Origin of the sequence: Azospirillum isscasi, assembly GCF_030849505.1 — a bacterium.
GTDB classification, from domain to species: Bacteria; Pseudomonadota; Alphaproteobacteria; order Azospirillales; family Azospirillaceae; genus Azospirillum; species Azospirillum isscasi.
In genome coordinates this window covers 44,731-60,957 of sequence record NZ_JAUJFI010000012.1, presented here as the reverse complement: position 1 = coordinate 60,957, position 16,227 = coordinate 44,731, and the positions used below count along the sequence as shown (strand labels likewise).

At 68.2% G+C, this 16,227-nt stretch carries 9 protein-coding genes; 3 read left to right on the top strand and 6 right to left on the bottom strand.

The features are described 5' to 3' along the window. The first annotated feature begins 129 nt into the window (after window positions 1–129). Window positions 130–456, top strand: coding sequence for a hypothetical protein (locus tag QSG27_RS04795; RefSeq protein WP_306703994.1), 327 nt, complete (start codon window positions 130–132; stop codon window positions 454–456). Between the two features lie 495 nt (window positions 457–951). Here QSG27_RS04795 and QSG27_RS04790 read toward each other — a convergent pair whose 3' ends face one another. From QSG27_RS04790 to QSG27_RS04780, 3 genes are all read right to left on the bottom strand, one after another. Beyond that, entirely contained in the window at window positions 952–8,505 is a 7,554-nt protein-coding gene (locus QSG27_RS04790) for a DUF4347 domain-containing protein (RefSeq protein ID WP_306703993.1), read from the bottom strand. A gap of 435 nt (window positions 8,506–8,940) precedes the next feature. Beyond that, entirely contained in the window at window positions 8,941–9,456 is a 516-nt protein-coding gene (locus tag QSG27_RS04785; RefSeq protein WP_306703992.1) for a metallophosphoesterase family protein, read from the bottom strand. A gap of 61 nt (window positions 9,457–9,517) precedes the next feature. Then, complete coding sequence (locus QSG27_RS04780; RefSeq protein ID WP_149469420.1) at window positions 9,518–9,757, bottom strand: DUF4170 domain-containing protein; 240 nt, start codon at window positions 9,755–9,757, stop codon at window positions 9,518–9,520. Between the two features lie 189 nt (window positions 9,758–9,946). Here QSG27_RS04780 and QSG27_RS04775 point away from each other — a divergent pair, with 189 nt between their 5' ends. Further along, window positions 9,947–10,654, top strand: coding sequence for a cytochrome b/b6 domain-containing protein (locus QSG27_RS04775; protein WP_306703991.1), 708 nt, complete (start codon window positions 9,947–9,949; stop codon window positions 10,652–10,654). A gap of 67 nt (window positions 10,655–10,721) precedes the next feature. On the opposite strand, the gene QSG27_RS04770 is transcribed toward QSG27_RS04775, so the two are convergent. Then, window positions 10,722–11,150 carry a c-type cytochrome gene (locus QSG27_RS04770; protein ID WP_306703990.1) on the bottom strand — a complete coding sequence of 143 codons (429 nt, stop codon included), beginning with the start codon at window positions 11,148–11,150 and terminating at the stop codon, window positions 10,722–10,724. Window positions 11,151–11,414: 264 nt separating this feature from the next. Here QSG27_RS04770 and QSG27_RS04765 point away from each other — a divergent pair, with 264 nt between their 5' ends. Beyond that, window positions 11,415–12,620, top strand: coding sequence for an aspartate transaminase (locus QSG27_RS04765; protein WP_306703989.1), 1,206 nt, complete (start codon window positions 11,415–11,417; stop codon window positions 12,618–12,620). 69 nt (window positions 12,621–12,689) lie between these two features. Here the strand turns inward: QSG27_RS04765 and nhaA are convergent, their stop codons facing one another. Together nhaA and QSG27_RS04755 are read right to left on the bottom strand one after the other, a co-directional pair. After that, window positions 12,690–13,916: a Na+/H+ antiporter NhaA gene (gene nhaA / locus QSG27_RS04760; protein WP_306703988.1), complete on the bottom strand. Its 1,227-nt coding sequence runs from the start codon at window positions 13,914–13,916 to the stop codon at window positions 12,690–12,692. A 138-nt stretch (window positions 13,917–14,054) separates the two neighbouring features. Beyond that, the gene (locus QSG27_RS04755; RefSeq protein WP_306703987.1) at window positions 14,055–16,094 is read right to left on the bottom strand and encodes an elongation factor G; all 2,040 of its coding nucleotides are present in this window, start codon (window positions 16,092–16,094) and stop codon (window positions 14,055–14,057) included. Window positions 16,095–16,227 lie beyond the last annotated feature (133 nt).

Sequence of the window (16,227 nt, the reverse complement as noted above, 5' to 3'; positions counted from 1 at the left end):
GCACGCCACCTTGGAGGGGAACTTCCCCTTCAACCCGCTCGCGCCGCTAAAATTCCCTCATCTTGCCGGATGCACCACTAAAGCGAACGGACGTTCGCTTTAGTTCAGCCGAAGCGTCGGAAGCTTCGCTTGTTCAAAAAGCTGAAGGTGGTGGGGCAAAGCCAGAAAGTAGGGGCAAAGCAGCGCCCCCGCACGATTCACTTGAAATTCATTTCTGAAGAGTGCATTTATCATGAATGGACGCTTACGGGGACAGTAGTCTCCGTGCTGTCAGTGTCAGCCGGTTGCGCAGTGTCGCCTATAACGTTCCTCGGCGGGATCTTCATTCTTATGATGGTAATGCTGGCAATCAGCGGCCAGAAAGGAGAGGTCACCATGGGAACTAACGGGAACCTGTCAAACTTTGTTGTCGGTTATCTCGCCAGCATCGCCGCAACCCTGACTCTGTCACCGTAAGCGCCCAAACACTTGGCTTGACGATATGGATAATGGCTCTTGGACGAAGCACTCATCGTCGGGCACGTCCAGATCATAGATTGAGCCGCCCGCCTCGCCGTCCTGCACCGGCGACATGACGATGGCCTATGCCATTGGGCGTCCCCGCGCCTTGTCACTTCCGATCAAGCGTCCGCGGGTGGCTGTAACGCCTTATCGGACGGGCACCAGCCAAGGCAGGGCTGCAATTTCCCCGTCATGCGACAACGTGCGTGCGCTGCCCTGCGGCGAGCCGGGAAACCACCTCGACAGAGATTGCCTCCCGGACCTTCGGTGGCAGGTCCAGGGCCGCCGGCCATTCACCGGTACGGGGGTGCCGTAAGGTGAGTTTCCCCCGGAACGATGAAACACTGATTTGGCGGAGGCTCGGATTCGGGGGCCTCCCGCGGGGTGGAAGGTGTGGCTTGGCTCACGGGTGGGCGGTTTTCGGAAAGCGGAAACCGCCCACCCGCGTGATCAGGCGAACCAGTGCGCGACGTTCCCCGTCTGCCCCTGGATGGTGACGCTGCTGCCGGGCCGCAGATCAATCATCGTGCTGCCGCCGACGACCCGTGCCGAGGCGATCACCCCGGCAAGGCTGATCGAGGCATCGGTCAGGGCGAGCCGGTCGGTGCCTGCGGTGAAGTCCATCACCACCGACCCGCCACCCCCGGCGCCGAGCGCGAAGACGTCGCGCCCCGCCCCGCCCCAGGCGGTGTCGGCCCCGTCGATCAGGAAGATCAGGTCGTTGCCGGCCCCGCCGTCCAGCAGGTCCGCACCGGCTCCGCCGAACAGCGTGTCGTTGCCCGCACCGCCGAACAGAGTGTCGTTGCCGGCCCCGCCGTCCGCGATGTCGTCCCCGGCGTCGAGCGACAGAAGATCCGCCCCCTCGCCGCCGAACAGGGTGTCGTTGCCGTCGCCACCGAACAGGGTGTCGTTGCCCACACCGCCGTCCGCGATGTCGTTGCCGGCCTCCAGCGACAGGATGTCGTCGCCCTCCTGGCCGAAGGCGATGTCGGCGCCGTCTCCGCCGAAGAAGGCGTCGTTGCCGCCTTCGCCGAACAGCAGGTCGTTGCCGGCCCCGCCGGAGAGGATGTCGTTGCCCTCGCCGCCGATCACCCAGTCGTCGCCGTCCTCGCCGAACAGCAGGTCGTCGCCGTTGCCGCCGAACACATAGTCGTTGCCGGTGCCGCCGCCGACCGTGTCGTTGCCGGCCCCGCCGATCACCGTGTCGTTGTCCTCGCCGCCGTGCACCAGATCGTCGCCGTCGTCGCCGGACAGCAGATCGTTGCCGGTGGTGGAGGCGATGGTGTCGTTGCCGGCCCCGCCCGACAGGGTGTCGTCGCCCGGCCCCATCTTCATGTACTGGGCGCTGGAGTCGCCGTAGGCCGCGTTGTTGCCCTCGCCGCCGCCGATCCGCGCCTCGCCCAGGACGACCGCGATGGAGACGTTGTCCAGGTTGACCGCGGTGCTGCCCGCGGCGCCGCGCGTGTCCAGGATGACCGCCGCGACGCCGTCGCCCTGGTCCGCCGTGCCGCGGATGGTGACCGGGCCGGTGGTCGCCCCTCCGGAACTGGCCGTCACCACGACCTGCCGCACCGTGACCGGCGTCGAGGAGCCGAGGGAGCCGGTGGCCGCCGGCATCTGGGCGGCAATCCGCTGCAGCGCGGCCTTTTCGGCCTCGCCGGCGCCCGTGGCGAGCGCCAGCAGACTGTCGCTGAGCGTCTGGCCGGCCACACCGCTGCTCTGCTGCGTCGCCGGACCGCTGGCCACCAGCCGCGTGCCCGCCGATACGCTGGCCGTCAGCATGGCTTCGCCGTCATCCTCGGTCTGGTCGGTCAGCACCACCTCGGCGGACGCTCCGGCCTGGTCCGACACCGCCTCGACGTCCACCTGCTCGTTGCCGTGTGCGTCGATCTGGCTCTCGTTGGTGACGTTGGTGCTGGAGCCGGTCTCCACCGTGCGGAAGCGCTGGGTCACGTCGAGCGGCGCGGAGCGGTGCCCGTCGGCGTCCACCGCCACCAGGATCAGGTCGGTCAGCGCGTTTTGCGGCAGCGGCACGTCGATCGCGAAAGCCGTCGCCCCGGCGCCGAGCTGGACCGCGGTCAGCAGCGTGTCCTCCGGGTCGAGGACGCCGTCGTTGTCCAGGTCGCGCCACGCCTCCACCTTCGAACCGGCGTCGGCGGTGCCGGTGAGCCGGGCGGTGGGGTCGCCGGTGGTGCTGTCGTCGCGGGTGGCCGTGGCGAGCGCGATGGCCGGCGGGTCGTTGTCGGCGTTTTTCAGCGCCACATCGGCCGGATCGAGCCCGGAGTAACGGCTGTCGGTGCTGGTGGCGGCGCCGAGCACGAGGTTGTACGCCTGGGCGCCGTCGTTGACGCTGTCGTCCAGACCGGTGACCGTGACGGTCTGCGGCGTGGCCCAGTTCGCCGCGGTGAAGGTCACGCTGCTCACCGAAAGCTGCGCCTCGCCGGACCGCGAGACGGACAGCGGGATGGTCACGTCGCCGCGCGGACGGGCGGATAGGACGATGGAGACGGTGACGGCGCCGCCGGCCTCGCTGGTGACCAGTCCGGATGGGGTCACGGTGATGCCGGCCGCGCCCAGCGTATCGATGGAGAAGGTGGGGGAGGAGACCGGGGCCGCGGGCGTGTTGCCCGCCGCGTCGCTCCAGCCGGTGCCGAGCGTGACGGTGCGGCCCGTCACTTCCCGATCCAGGTGCGGCGTGAGCGTGGCCGTGTAGACCAGCCCGTTCGAGCCGGCCTGGACCCTCAGGTTGGACAGCACGGCGTCGTTCACCGACAGGTCGTCGAGCGTGAAGCCCGTCGGGGCCTCGGTGAAGGTGATGGTGAGGGTCGCGGTCTCGGCGTCTTCCAGATTGACGTCGCTCAGCGTCAGCGTCGCGGACGGGGCCGTGGTGTCCACCGTGGCGTTGGTGGTGTCCGCCCGCGTGGTGCTGTTGCCGGCGTTGTCGGTGGCGGTCACCGACAGGTTGCGGTTGGTGGCTTCGAGCGAAGCGGCGGTGATGGTGTGGGTGGCCGTCCAGACGCCGTTGTTGTCGGTCGCCGCGACCGCGCTGCCGCCGCCGAACTGGCTGAAGTCCACCGTCACGCCGGCCAGCGTGTCGGTGTTGTTGTCGCCGCCGACCGTGTTGTTCCACGTCATGGTGACGGTGTCGCCAGCCTTGTAGGCACCGCCGATCCCGCTGCCGCCGGAGATCGCGATGTTGCCGTCCGTCACCGTGGGCGCTCGGTTGTCCACCGTGGCGTTGGTGGTGTCGCCTTGCGTGGTGGCGTTGCCGGCGTTGTCGGTGACGGTGACCGCGACGTTGCGGCCCGTGGCGTCGAGGGAGCCGGCGGTGATGGTGTGGGTGACGGTCCAGACGCCGTTGTTGTTGACACCCGCCACGGCACTGCCGCCGCCGAAGGCGGACAGGTCGAACGTCACGCTGGTGAGCGTATCGGTGTTGTTATCCCCAGTGAGGGTGTTGTCCCAGGTCGCGGTGAGGGTGTCGCCGGTCTTGTAGGCGCCGCCGATCCCGCTGCCGCCGGAGATCGCGATGTTGCCGTCCGTCACCGTGGGGACCCGGTTGTCCACCGTGGCGTTGGTGGTGTCGCCTTGCGTGGTGGCGTTGCCGGCGTTGTCGGTGACGGTGACCGCGACGTTGCGGCCCGTCGCGTCGATGGAACCGGCGGTGATGGTGTGGGTGGCGGTCCAGACGCCGTTGTTGTTGACACCCGCCACGGCACTACCGCCGCCGAAGGCGGAAAGATCGAACGTCACGCCGGTCAGCGTGTCGGTGTTGTTGTCGCCGGCAAGCGTGTTGTTCCAGGTCGCGGTGACGGTGTCGCCGGTCTTGTAGGCACCGCCGGTTCCGGTCCCGCCGGAAATCGCGATGTTGCCATCCGTCACCGTTGGGGCCTGATTGTCCACCACGGCGTTGGTGGTGTCAGCCGTCGTCTTCGTGCCGCCGCCCGCCAGCGTGGCGGAGACCGAAACGTTGCGGCCCGTGGCGTCGACGGAGCCGGCGGTGATGGTGTGGGTGGCGGTCCAGACGCCGTTGTTGTTGGTCGCGGCGACCGCCGCCCCGCCGCCGAACTGGCTGAAATCCATCGTCACGCCGGACAGCGTGTCGGTGTTGTTGTCGCCGGCAAGCGTGTTGTTCCAGGTCGCGGTGACGGTGTCGCCGGTCTTGAAAGCGCCGCCCGTGCCGGTCGCGCCGGAGATCGCGATGTTCGGGTCCGTCACCGTGGGCATGGCGACCTCCAGCGTGGCGTTGCTGGTGTCGGTTCCCGTGGTGGCGTTGCCGGCGTTGTCGGTGGCGGTGACCGAGACGTTCAGGTTCGTGGTGTTGCCGGGAGCGCCGGTGATGGTGTGGGTGGCGGTCCAGACGCCGTTGCTGTTGGTCGCGGCGACCGCCGCCCCGCCGCCGAACTGGCTGAAGTTCACCGTCACGCTGGCGAGCGTGTCGGTGTTGTTGTCGCCGCCGACCGTGTCGTCCCAGGTCATGGTGACGGTGTCGCCGATCTTGTAGGCGCCGCCGGTTCCCGTTCCGCCGGAAATCGAGATGTTGCCGTCCGTCACCGTGGGCGCCCGGTTGTCAACCGTGGCGTTGGCGGTGCCGGCCATCGTGGTCTTGTTGCTGGCGTTGTCGGTGGCGGAAACCGAGACGTTGCGGCCCGTGGCGTCGAGGGAGCCGGCGGTGATGGTGTGGGTGGCGGTCCAGACGCCGTTGTTGTTGGTCGCGGCGACCGCGCTGCCGCCGCCGAACTGGCTGAAATCCATCGTCACGCCGGACAGCGTGTCGGTGTTGTTGTCGCCGGCAAGCGTGTTGTTCCAGGTCGCGGTGACGGTGTCGCCGGTCTTGAAGGCGCCGCCCGTGCCGGTCGCGCCGGAGATCGCGATGTTCCCCGCCGTCACCGTGGGCGCCTGATTGTCCACCTTGCGGTTGGCGTTGTCGGTCTGTGTCGCGCTGTTGCCGGCGTTGTCGGTCACCGTGATCGACACGTTGCGGCTGGTGGTGTCGATGCTGCCGGAGACGATGGTGTAGGTCGCCGACCAGACGCCGCTCTGGTTCGTCATGGTGACCGCGCTGCCGCCGCCGAACTGGCTGAAGTCCGCCGTCACGCTGGCCAGCGTGTCGGTGTTGGCGTCCCCGCTTCCCGAATTGTCCCAGACCGCCCTGACCGTGTCGCCGATGCGCAGCGTGCTGTTCGCACCGCTCGGCGTCGCCAGGCCCGCGATGTTGCCAAGCGTCACGATCGGTGCCTGGTTGTCCACCGTGGCGTTGCTGGTGTCGGCTGTGGTCGTGCTGCCGTTCGCCGACGTTGCGGTGACCGAGACGTTGCGGCTGGTGGCGTCGATGGAGCCCGCGGTGATGGTGTAGGTGGCGGTCCAGACACCGTTGTTGTTGGTCATGGCGACCGCGGTTCCGCCGCCGAACTGGCTGAAGTTCGCCGTCGCACCGGTGATCGTGCCGGCGTTGTTGTCGCCGTTCGCGGTGTTGTTCCAGGTGACGGTGACGGTGTCGCCGGTCTTGAAGGCGCCGCCCGTGCCGCTCGCTCCGCTGATGGAAATGTTGCCGTCCGTCACGGTCGGCCCCTGCGAGACCGTAAGGTCGGCGTCGGTTCCGTTGGCGGCGATCTGGAAGGTTCCGGAGGGCGCGTTGCCGAAGGCGATGACGAGGTCGCCGCCGCCGCCGAAGATGCCGTTCTTGTCCCAATCCACCGTCAGGGTCTTGGCGACGCTGTCGTACTGGAGACGGCTCGCGTCGAGCCCCTGGGCGGCCCCGCCGGTCAGCCGGATGATGTCGCCGCCCCCGAAGTCCGTGATGGTGTCGCCGTTCGGGTCGAGGAAGACGTCGTTGCCGGTCCCGCCGGTCAGGGTGTCGGTGCCCGCCCCGCCGTCCAGCGTGTCGTTGGCGGCTCCGCCGTCCAGGCTGTCGTTGCCGTCGCCGCCATACAGGCGGCCGTTTCCGGCCCCGCCGATCAGCGTGTCGTTTCCGGCCCCGCCGTCCAACGTGTCAAAGCCCGCCCCGCCGCTGATGGAGTCGTTGCCGTCCCCGCCGGCGATCGAGTCCTGCTGGGACGTTCCGGTGAGCACGTTGTTCCCGCCGTTACCGACGATCGTGACGCCGCCGATCAGCGTCACGGCGGACGCGTCGACGTTCACCGAAGCGCTGCTGGCTGTGCCGTCGATGTCGCCCGTAACCTCGATGATGAACTTGTTGTTGCCGGCGGCCAGATTGCTGTTGAGGGTGAGGGTGTCGCCGTTCGTCTGGCTGTAGAACCGGATGGTGTTCGTGCCGGTGCCGCCGTCGATGGTTTCATTGGCGGTGTGATGGGAACCGGCGGCGATGCCGAAGGTGTCGTTGAAGCCGCCGCCGGAGAGGGAGTCGGTCCCGGCCCCGCCGATGATGGTGTCGTTGCCGTTGCCGGCGGTGATGGTGTCGTTTCCGGCCCCGCCATCCAGTACTTTGTTGCCCCCGGCGCCGCCGTTGATCGAATCGTTCTGGGCCGTTCCGGTCAGCCTGTTGGCCCTGTTGCTGGCACCGATCATCGTGACGCCGCCGGTCAGCGTCACGGCGGACGCATCGACGTTCAGCGCATAGCTGCTGCCGCCGCCGTAAAGACTGAGCGACGCGTCGATGGTGATGGTGTTGTCGCTGTCGAACACATTGCTGTTGAGAACGAGGGTGTCGCCGTCCGTGTTGCCGTAGAACCGGATGACGTCGTTTCCGGCGCCGCCGTTGATGGTGTCGCCATTCGTGTAGTCGGTGGGGTTGCTGATGCCGAAGACATCGTTGCCGGCCCCGCCCTCAAGGGAGTCGTTTCCCGCAGCGCCGGAGAGCGTGTCGCTGTAGGCCGACCCGATGAACGTGTCGTTTCCGTTGTTGCCGGCCATATCGAGGCCGCCCGACAATGTCACGGCGGACCCATCAATTTTCATCCCGATGGAGGTGCTCGCGCCGCTCGCGTTGCCCGATATTCTGACGCTGATGGTGTTGTCGGGGTCCGTCAGGTTGCTGTTGAGGGTCAGGCTGTCCCCGGCCGTGCTGCTGTAGAACCGGAAGAGGTCGTTGCCCGAACCGCCGTCGACGGTTTCATTGGCGGTGTAATCGGAACTGCTGGCGAAGGCGAGGATGTCGTTGCCCGCTCCACCGACCACCGAGTCGGTCCCGGCGCCGCCGGTCAAGGTGTCGTTGCCGTCTCCCCCGAAGAGGAGATCGTTTCCGTCGCCGCCGGTCAGGGTATCGTTGCCTGCGTCACCGTACAGGGTGTCGTCGCCGTTGCCCCCGCTCATGCTGTCGTTGCCGACGCCGCCGACGATGCTGTCGTTTCCGTCGCCGCCGACGAGCGTGTCGTTGCCGTCGCCCCCATTCAGGGTGTCGTTGCCGGCAAGCCCGGAAATGCTGTCGTTGCCGGTGGTGCCGGTCAGCGAATCGTCGCCGGAAGTCCCGGAGATGATGTCCAGCCCGTAGGCATAATCCTGGAACGCCAGGGACGACGCTTCCAGGTTGCCGATCCGGGCTTCCAGAATCCAGTTCCCGCCGGCGGCGAAGCTCCCCGTCCGGTCGGTGGAGGCCGCGACGTCGGCCCCGGTGGCCTCCGCCATGGCGGCGATGAAGGCCCCGCCGTTTCCACCCGCCACGTCGCAGCCGTACAGCAGCAGGTCGCCCCCGTCCGCCAGCGCGCCGCCCAGCGCCGCCAGATCGTCCGAACGCGCCGCAACGGCGGCGGTGTCGAGAATGAACATGCCAAGCCGGACCTGTCCCTCGGCGCCGTGGCTCAGCACATGGATGGCGTCGTAGCCCGACTTGCCCGCCGCCCAGGCGGCCATCTGCGCCAGCCCGTCCGCCGCACCGTTCAGAAGCACGACCTCGACCCCGGCCTTCACCCCGGCCACGAGCGTCTGCCAGTCGGTGACGCCGCCGTCGACGAACACGACCTCCTTGCGCCCGCCGTTCGCAGCCGGGTCCGCGGCGCGCAGCATGGAAAGGGTGACGGTGGAAACCGTGAGGTCGATCGTGTCCATGCCTGATGCCCTTGTGCTCGTGTTGTTTCCATCACTCGGAGCAATCGGCCCGCGACGCTCGCCGGAGGGTGGTCCTTGCAATAGATAGATTACCTATAAATTTCTGACTAACGGATTATGCCTCTTCGATTCAATCCGATGGGCATTCCCCTCAAAGATTGCAGAAATTCTTCATAATGCAACAAAGTGCTGCATTTGGCGGCAAAGATCCCTGGTGGTGTTGCGTTGCACAAAGCAATCGAAGATTGCGCGTTCCGAATCGGTCCACGGGCTCCATCGCCGGCTCCGCCGCGGCGATGGACAGCGGTTGGTGCCGGCCTCGCTCACCGGTCTCGCTCACCGGCCTGGGGCCGGTGGGAAGCCGCCTTCATGGTCGATTTTCACGCCGGTCCGGCTGCGCCGGCCTTTCCGTGGAGAAGGTGGCGGGGGCGCGGACTATTCCCGCTTCTTCGTCCGTTGCCGTGAAGCCAGGATCTCATCGACGGTGACGGGGCGGAAATTCCACACATCCACGCCCACGTCGAATTGCCGGGTCATCCCCTTCAACTGGCCGTGGCTGTGGCCGTGCAGGTTCAAGGCCCCTTTGTACATGCCGTTCCAGGTGCGGAAGGCGTAGTGGCACAGGACCAGCCGCCACTCGTCCAGCAGAAGTTCCGCATAGGGCTGCACGCTTGCCCAGCCGGGCAGGGTCCGGGTGTCGGGGCCGTCGTTGTTGCCGGTGATGAGATGCTTGGTGCCGTGCAGGCGCTCCAAAAGCGCCGCCATCGCGTCCGCCTTGCGGTGCAGGGCGAAGTCCCCGAGGTGCCAGACCTCGTCGTCCGGGCCGACCGTGACGTTCCAGTTGGCCGCCATGGCCTCGTCCATCGCCGCCACCGACGCGAAGGGGCGGCGGAAGCGGCTGATCGCGCCGGCATGGCCGAAATGCGTGTCGCTGGTGAAGAAGACCGCCATCGGGGGTCCTCAACGCAACGCCGGCGCGGAGGGTTCCCCGCACCGGCGCCGCGGCGGTCCGTCAGTCGTGCTTGTGGCCGTCCACCGACGGGTCCAGCAGGCGGTGCAGGTGCACGATGAAGTAACGGGTGTGCGCGTCGTCGATGGTCGCCCCGGTCGCGCCGCGCCACGCCTTGTACGCGTCGTCATAGCTGGGGAAAATGCCCACGATGTGGACCTTCGTCGGGTCCACGAACTGGTCGGAATCGGGGCGGACGAGTTCGCCGCCGAACACGAGGTGGAGAAGCTGCTTGTCGGGCATGACGCGGGCATCCTTGTTGGGCTGGATTTAGAGTACGTCATATCCGTCGTGCCCCTGTCTCTTCAAGTGCAATGACAGTGCTGTGACGCAAAGACCCCGCCGGTTTGTCACTTTTTTTCGGAAATGCGGGCAAAAGGCGCCGCCTTGGGGCATAGTCTAAGGAAGAACAAGAGAAGCGAGGGGTGATTCATGGTTGCTGGTAATACCACAAATCGGACGAAGGCCCGGCGCGACGTGGCCGTCTGGGACTTGCCGACGCGCCTGTTTCATTGGAGCCTGGTCCTTCTGGTGGCGGTTGCGGTGATCTCCGCCAAGACCGACCGGATGACCATCCACATGCTGGCCGGGGAGGCGATCCTGGCGCTTCTGCTGTTCCGGCTCGTCTGGGGGCTGATCGGCAGCCAGACGGCGCGTTTCAGCGACTTCGTGAAGGGGCCGCGCGCGGTCCTGGCTTACGCCGCCGGGATGCTTCGCGGCGGGCGCGGTGGCACGGCGGAAGAGCCGGTGCTGGGGCACAACCCCATGGGCGGGCTGATGGTGCTGGCGCTGCTGGGGGCCTTGACGCTCCAGGCGGTCGGCGGCCTCTTCACCTCCGACGACATCCTGGTGGACGGGCCGCTGGTGGCCCAGACGCCGGGGGCCGTGGTGGCGGGCTTCAGCACCCTGCACCGCATCCTGGCCGACGGAATCCTGATCCTGATCGGCGTGCATGTGCTGGCCGTGCTGGCCTATCTTCTGGTGAAGCGGGACAATCTGATCCGCCCGATGGTCACGGGGCGGAAGGCGATCCCGGCGGATGCGCCGGTCGAGTCGCCGAAGCGCCGTCCGGCGGCGCTGGCCCTGGCGGTGCTGGCGGCGGCGGCGGGTCTGGTGGCGGCGGTGGTGCAGGCGGGCTGAGGATCGGATGGTCCCGCGCCGTTCCATCCCCGCGCCAGGGCGGGGATGGAACCTTGCGCAAGCCGGATCAGTCGGCGCGGTAGCGCTCGTGGCAGGCCTTGCAGGCGCCGCCCACGGCGGCGAACTGCTTGGCGGTCGCCGCCTTGTCGCCGGAAGCGGCGGCGGTCTCCAGACCCTTGGCGGCGGCCTCGAAGGCCTGGGCCTTGGCGGCGAAGTCGGCGTTGTTCGCCCAGATGTCGGCCTTGGCCTTGGTGTCGCCCTTGTCGCTGCCCGCCGGGAACAGGACCGGGATCTGGGCCGCGAAGGCGCCCATGCGCTGGGCGACCGGGCCGACCTGGGCGACCTTGTCGCTCCCCAGCAGGTCCTTGATTTCGGCCATCGCCTTCTTGCTGGACTCGAAACCGTCCTTGCGCGCCTTGATCGAATCCTGGGCCATGGCCGTGCCGCCGACGAGGAGCAGGGCGGCCGTGGCGGCCAGAGTGACGCGGGTGAGCATGCAGGTCCTCCGGAAGGTGTGGTTGATTAGAAAGAGGTAAGATACCCCTTTCGTTGCGCGGCCTGTCAAGCCGGGCCTGTGCGGTGCAGCAACCAGGCGCGGGGGCGGGCTGTCCATCCGCCTGCCGGGAAACCGTTCCGCCCAGGGAGTGATCGGCTTGCAAGAGCAATAAGGCGGAAGTAAGGTCCCGCGTCGCGTTCGCGCGGACATACCAGTTTCCTCACCCCAACCTTCCGCCACCTTCGTCATAGGGGCCAGTACGCCATGTCGATCATCGCGTCCCGTCTGTCGCGCATCAAGCCCTCGCCGACCATCGCCGTCACCCAGAAAGCCCGCGAGCTTGCGGCGGCCGGTCGCGACGTCATCGGCCTCGGTGCCGGCGAGCCGGACTTCGACACCCCCGACAACATCAAGGACGCCGCCATCAAGGCCATCCAGGCCGGCGACACCAAGTACACCGCCGTGGACGGCACGCCCGCGCTGAAGAAGGCGATCTGCGCCAAGTTCGAGCGCGAGAACGGCCTGAAGTACGCCCCCGACCAGATCACGGTCGGCGTCGGCGGCAAGCAGGTGCTGTACAACGCCCTGATGGCGACGCTGAACCCCGGCGACGAGGTCATCATCCCGGCCCCCTACTGGGTGTCCTACCCGGACATGGTGGAACTGGCGGAAGGCACGCCAGTGTTCGTCTCCTGCCCAGCCGAGCAGGGCTTCAAGCTGCAGCCCGCCGACCTGGAGAAGGCGATCACGCCGAAGACCAAGTGGCTGATCCTGAACTCCCCGTCGAACCCGTCGGGCGCCGCCTACACGCGCGACGAGATGAAGGCCCTGACCGACGTGCTGGTGAAGCACCCGCATGTCTGGGTCATGACCGACGACATGTACGAGCACCTGCTCTATGACGGCATCGAGTTCGTGACCCCGGCCCAGGTCGAGCCGGCGCTGTACGACCGCACGCTGACCGTCAACGGCGTGTCGAAGTCCTACGCCATGACCGGCTGGCGCATCGGCTACGCCGGCGGCCCGAAGGCGCTGATCAAGGCGATGGGCGTGATCCAGAGCCAGTCGACCTCCAACCCGACCTCGATCGCCCAGGCCGCCGCCGTCGAGGCGCTGAACGGTCCGCAGGACTTCATCAAGGAGCGTGCGGCGGTGTTCAGCCAGCGCCGCGATCTGGTGGTGTCGATGCTGAACCAGGCCACCGGCATCTCCTGCCCGAAGCCGGAAGGCGCCTTCTACGTCTATCCGTCCTGCGCCGGCACCATCGGCAAGAAGACCCCGGACGGCAAGGTGATCGAGACCGACGAGGATTTCGTCACCTACCTGCTGGAGTCGGAAGGTGTGGCGGTCGTCCAGGGTTCGGCCTTCGGCCTCGCCCCGCACTTCCGCATCTCCTACGCCACCAGCACCGAGGCGCTGGAGGAGGCGTGCAAGCGCATCCAGCGCGCCTGCGGCAACCTGAAGGACTGATCCGGCGCGCCGACGCGGAAAAGGAAAGGGGGCCGAAAGGCCCCCTTTTTCTTTTTGTGCACGGCTTCGTCACGCGCCGCGGTCGGCCTCCGCGGCGTGCAGGGCCGGGCCGGCGGTTTTCGCCGGCACCAGCCGCAGCACCACGGCCCCCGCCGTCGCGGACAGGATCGAGCCCGCGAAGACGCCCACCTTCACCGCGTCGCCCAGCTCCGGCGAGGTCGGAAAGGCCAGCGCCCCGATGAACAGGCTCATGGTGAAGCCGATGCCGCACAGCAGGGCGACACCATAGAGCTGCGCGGTGCCGGCGCCCGCCGGCATGTCGGCGAAACCCAGCCGGATGGTCAGCCACGCGGTTCCGAACACGCCCACCATCTTGCCGGCGAACAGCCCGAGCGCGATCCCCAGCGGCAGCGTGCCGGTCAGGATCGATGCGTCCATCCCGGCGAAGGACACGCCCGCGTTGGCGAAGCCGAAGACCGGGACGATCAGGAAGGCCACCCAGGGATGGATGGCATGCTCCAGCCGCAGCAGCGGCGGCTGTGCGTCCTCCGGCCGGCCGGCGGCGGGGCGCAGCGGGACGGTCAGCGCCAGCGTCACGCCGGCCAGCGTCGCGTGCACGCCGGACAGCAGCACCGCGCCCCACAGCCCGGCGCCGAGCACCAGATAGGGCCACAGCGTCCGCACGCCCGACCGGTTCAGGCCGATCAGCGCCGCCAGGATCAGCGCCGCCACGCCGAGCGCGGGCAGGGACAGATCCGCGGTGTAGAACAGGGCGATGATGACGACGGCGCCCAGGTCGTCGATGATCGCCAGCGCCGTCAGGAAGATCTTCAGCGAGACCGGAACCCGCGGCCCCAGCAGCGACAGCACGCCGAGCGCGAAGGCGATGTCGGTCGCCGCCGGAATGGCCCAGCCGCGGGCCATCACCGGGTCGGCGCCGTTGAAGGCGAGATAGACCAGGGCCGGCACCAGCATGCCGCCCGCCGCGGCGATTCCCGGCAGGATGCGGCGCGGCCATGTGGAGAGCTGTCCGTCCAGCATCTCCCGCTTGATCTCCAGCCCGACCAGCAGGAAAAAGACCGCCATCAGGCCGTCGTTGACCCAATGCCCGACGCTGAGCCCGAGCACGTAGCTGTGCAGCGTGTCGAAATAGGCCCCGGACAGGGGGGAGTTGGCCACCACCAGGGCCAGCGCCGCCGCGGCCATCAGCAGGATGCCGCCCGACGCCTCGCTGCGCATGAAGTCTCTGATGAAGGATGCCGGGTGCCGGCCGGCGGGGTGCTTTCGCGCATCCATGGCGGGTCACTCCTTTCGTGTGCGTTTTTTCCGGTCGGGTGACAGGTGGGGACGCGGAGGGACCGTGGACAGGTCGGATCGGCGGAATTCGGCTGGAAACGGGCACCCTCTCCCCGGAGGGGAGAGGGTGCCCACATGTCACTGCGCCGCCAGGGCCTCCTTGCGGATCTCCACCGCCTTGTCGGCGGCCTTGCCGGTCAGCTCCTGCAACCGTTCGAAGCTCCAGGTGAAGGTGCCGACGCCCAGCGACAGCGACCGCAGCTCCACGATCAGGTCGTGGATCTCCGCCTGCGGCAGATAGGCCTTCACCTCGTCCCAGCCCTGCCAGCCGGGGCGCGCGTCGTAGCCCAGGATCTGCCCGCGCCGCCCGCTGACCAAACGCTGCACCTTCGACGTGAAGTCGCTGGGCACGGCGATGGAGACGGTCAGGATCGGCTCCAGCAGCACCGGGTCGCAGGCGGGAAGCGCCTCGGTCATCGCCTGCCGCGCCACCGTCTTGAAGGCCATTTCGGAGCTGTCCACGGCGTGGAACTGCCCGCCGGTCAGCTTCACCGCGAAATCCACCACGGGGAAGCCCAGCGGCCCGCGCGCCGCATAGTCGCGCACGCCGCTCTCCACCGCCGGGATGAACTGGCGCGGCACGACGCCGCCGACGATGCCGTCCTCGAACTGGAATCCGGCGCCGCGGGGCAGCGGCCTGACCTCCACATGGATGTCGGCGAACTGGCCGTGGCCGCCGGTCTGCCGCTTGTAGCGGGCGTGGTGGGACGTGCCCTTGCGGATCGATTCACGGTAGGGCACCTGCGGCGGCACGCCCTTGACGGACACGTTGAACTTGTGGCGCAGCCGGTCCATGGCGATCTGGAGATGGATGTCGCCCTGGCCCCACAGCACCAGTTCGCCGGTGTCGGCGGACTGGTCCAGACGCAGGGCGGGGTCCTCCTCCACCAGCTTCTGGATGGCGGCGGTCAGCTTCACCTCGTCGTTGCGGTTCTGGGCGTGCAGGGCGAGGCCGAAGACGGGCGGCGGCAACTCCGGCCACAGCCCGGCCCGGCCCGCGTTGCCCTTGTCGGTCAGCAGATCGCCGGTCGCCGCCTTGTCCAGCCGGCCGAGCGCCACCACCTCGCCCGCCGCCGCCTGGGACAGCTTTTCCTGGTTGTGGCCGATCATGCGGAAGACGCCGGACACCCGCTCCCCGCCGAGCGTCATGCCGTCGCTCACGGTGCCCCGCCAGACCCGCGCGAGGCTGATCTTGCCGGCGTGCGAGCCGTTCAGCGTCTTGAAGACCTGGGCGGCCACCGCGGCGTCGCCGGGGATGCCGGCGCGCTCCGCCGAAGTGGCGACCTCCGGCCCCTCGTGGCGCAGCGCCTTCAGCAGGCGGCGGATGCCGTTGTCGTTCTCCGCCGAGCCGAAGAAGACCGGGACGATCAGGTCGTCCGCCAGCTCGCTGGCCAGCCGGTCGTAGACCTCCTGCGTGTCGGGGGCGACGTCCTCCAGCAGCTTTTCCAGCAGGGCGTCGTCATAGTCGGCCACGGCCTCCAGCATCTCCTGCCGGGCCTCGTGCTCGCGGTCCTTCAGGCTGTCGGGGATCTGGACGAGGTTGGACGGCTTGTGCGGGTTGAAGTGCCAGGCGCGCTCGCTGACCAGATCGACGAAGCCGGTGATCTTCCCGCCCTCGCGGATCGGCACCTCGCGCAGCACCAGCTTGCGCGCCGACACCGCCTGATAGGCCTGCACCACGTCGCGCACCCGCAGGTCGCCCAGGCTGTCCACCTTGTTGATGAACAGCAGGTGGGGGATGCGGTTGTCGTCCAGGAACTTGAACAGGGGGGCGAGCAGCACGGCCTTTTCCGGCGCCGCCTCCGCCACGATCACGGCGAGATCGGCCACCATCAGGGCGTTCTGGGTCTCGCAGACCAGCTCCACCGAGCCGGGGCAGTCGAGCACCGTCCAGCGCTCGCCCAGGAAGTCGAAGGAGGCGACGTTGACCTCCACGCTCATCTGCCGGGCCTTGGCTTCGGGGGAGCTGTCGCCGACCGTGTTGCCGTCGCGGACGCTGCCCTTGCGGGTGGTGGCCCCGGCGGCCGACAGCAGGCTTTCCAGCAGCGACGTCTTGCCGCTGAGATAGGGGCCGACCAGCGCGGCGCAGCGGGCCGTCTGGATCTGAGTATGGGGCATGCACACCTCCCGGTTGGCTTGGGGCCGATTGGCTTCGTCCCGTATGGGCATGTGCCGGAACGCCGGGTGGCCTGGGTGGGCCTTGGTGGGACGCTGCTGCCGGACGCATCGGCGGCGCGGGTGGCCCTGCAGG